The 2,199-nt window shown below is 48.5% G+C and carries 2 protein-coding genes and 1 pseudogene; 2 read left to right on the top strand and 1 reads right to left on the bottom strand.

Translation table 11 applies throughout. From position 1 onward, the window contains the following. The first annotated feature begins 35 nt into the window (after positions 1-35). Both FHC52_RS22440 and FHC52_RS22435 read left to right on the top strand, forming a co-directional pair. Positions 36-1,244, top strand: coding sequence for a phage integrase central domain-containing protein (locus FHC52_RS22440; protein WP_259280444.1), 1,209 nt, complete (start codon positions 36-38; stop codon positions 1,242-1,244). 104 nt (positions 1,245-1,348) lie between these two features. Then, positions 1,349-1,488 (top strand): annotated as a pseudogene (locus FHC52_RS22435) (IS256 family transposase); the annotation flags it as partial. A 48-nt stretch (positions 1,489-1,536) separates the two neighbouring features. Here FHC52_RS22435 and FHC52_RS22430 read toward each other — a convergent pair. Continuing rightward, positions 1,537-1,743 carry a hypothetical protein gene (locus FHC52_RS22430; RefSeq protein ID WP_220420279.1) on the bottom strand — a complete coding sequence of 69 codons (207 nt, stop codon included), beginning with the start codon at positions 1,741-1,743 and terminating at the stop codon, positions 1,537-1,539. Positions 1,744-2,199 lie beyond the last annotated feature (456 nt).

Below are 2,199 nucleotides of genomic sequence, written 5' to 3'. Positions count from 1 at the left end.
TTAGTGCTGAATTCACTATCGGCGAAGGTGAGTTGATGGCTCATGATGTCCCTCTGGGATGCGCTCCGGATGAATATGATGATCTCATATCAGGAACTTGTTCGCACCTTCCTTATCGTTTCGAAAACAAAGAACAGATCTTCAGTATTGGTCCATACCCGGAAATTTCATTATCCGAAGCGCGTTCAAAACGTGATGATGCCCGTAAGCTGCTGGTCAACGGCATTAACCCTGCACAGCAAAAGCGGGACACGAAAGAAGCTAAATCCAGCATCCGGACCTTCGAGACCGTTGCCCGCGAATGGCACAAAAGCAACCGCAAATGGGATGCCGACCATGCCAGAAGGGTTCTCACCTCGCTGGAAACGCATATCTTTCCGGTACTGGGTCAGCGTGATATCGCAGAACTCAATACCCGTGATTTGCTGGTTCCTGTAAAAGCGGTGGAGGCTCGCGGTAATATCGATACTGCCGGTCGTCTTCAGAGTCGCATCACCAACATCATGCGTTACGCCGTCCAGAATGCCTGGATCACCTATAACCCGGCTCATGACATGCGTGGCGCTGTTCCTGCCCAGAAAACAGAGCACCGCCCTGCTCTGCCTTTTGATGACGTCACAGTATTACTGGAGAAAATTGGCTCCTACAAAGGGCAACCGCTCACTATCCTGGCTATCCGGCTGGCTCTGCTCATCTTTATCCGTTCCAGCGAACTACGTTTTGCCCGCTGGCCTGAGATTGATTTCAGGCGTGCGCTCTGGACTATCCCGGAGAAGCGCGCGGAGATTCCGGGTGTTAAATTCTCCACTCGCGGAGCCAAAATGCGCACCCCACATCTTGTACCGCTATGTAAACAGGCCGTGGAGATACTGGAACAAATTAAGGCGATTAGCGGCGAGTTCGAACTGGTCTTCACTGGCGACCACGATCCCTACAAGCCGATGAGCGAGAACACCGTCAATAAGGCACTGCGCAATATGGGGTTCGATACAAAAACAGATGTCTGCGGTCATGGATTTCGCACGATGGCCTGTAGTGCAATGATTGAATCGGGTCTGTGGTCAAAAGACGCCGTAGAACGCCAGATGAGCCATAAAGAACGCAGCAACGTACGCGCTGCTTACATCTATCTGGCAGAACACTTTGAAGAGCGCAAGCAAATGATGCAATGGTGGGCTGACTACCTGGATGCAAACCGCGAGGGCTATGTAACACCTTATGAATTCGCACATCCTGAGAGGTAAAACGGCATAAACCCAGACGCTCAGCCTTCACGGTTGGGCGTCTTCCAGGGAGTGTTAGAAATTCTGTGTCATTCCAGTAATATACAAACAAAAAGGAATAACACATGTCCCAGTCCTTTGATTTCGACAAAGCGCTTAAGACACTCCAGTCCGGCAGGCATTAACGGTTAAAGATGGTATCTTAACACCATTAATCAAGCAGTTAACCGAAGCTGCACTGACTGCTGAACTTGATCCCCATCTGACTCAGGATGTGGAAGCCATAAACTAAAATAACCGTTGCCTGGCCATATCACTTCTTCCCTTTGCTCATGCTACCTAACACATCAACAAACATCGGCAACGTTACAGGCCAGAAGATGAACATAGTTACCCATACTAGCCAGCATTTGATACCACGGTAGTGAGAATAGAAGCCCACATAATGATGAAGTTGGGCAGTACACCATCCAACAAGGCTGTACCAGAACAGTGCCCCCACATAAAAATCGGTCATCATACGTCTCTCCCCAGTTTACATTGTTCCAGCCTGCACTTGGTCAGTTCGCAATCTTCGCGGGGCATTGCGAATAAATGAACCTCACTAAACACAGCCAGTTCCCCATTGGAACATTTATCTCCACGACGGGATTTGGTCTTGTTTGATTCTTTTATTCTGCTGCCTGATATAGTTTTTTTGGTTGCAATTAATTGTCTGGCCAGAAGAACGTCTATAGTATATGACACAAGCTCAACGTGGTCTTTATTGCCGTAAAAGCCAACGCTCGCTTTAAAACCTGACTGAATAATAGAGCCGCCCCCTAAAGCCGCCCGGATGACACCCAACAGGGTAGATATATAACTAGGGAAGGTGCGAATAAGCGGGGAAATTCTTCTCGGCTGACTCAGTCATTTCATTTCTTCATGTTTGAGCCGATTTTTTCTCCCGTAAATGCCTTGAATCAGCCTATTTAGA

This window comes from Enterobacter sp. EC_64 (genome assembly GCF_019584165.1).
Classification (GTDB): Bacteria; Pseudomonadota; Gammaproteobacteria; order Enterobacterales; family Enterobacteriaceae; genus Enterobacter; species Enterobacter roggenkampii.
The sequence above is the reverse complement of the archived record's forward strand: the minus strand, read 5'-3'. Positions and strand labels throughout refer to the sequence as shown.

Coding starts and splice junctions, on each gene's coding strand:
- FHC52_RS22430 (WP_220420279.1), bottom strand. CDS start 1,743: ATGATGACCGATTTTTATGTGGGGGCACTGTTCTGGTACAGCCTTGTT.
- FHC52_RS22440 (WP_259280444.1), top strand. CDS start 36: ATGGCTCATGATGTCCCTCTGGGATGCGCTCCGGATGAATATGATGAT.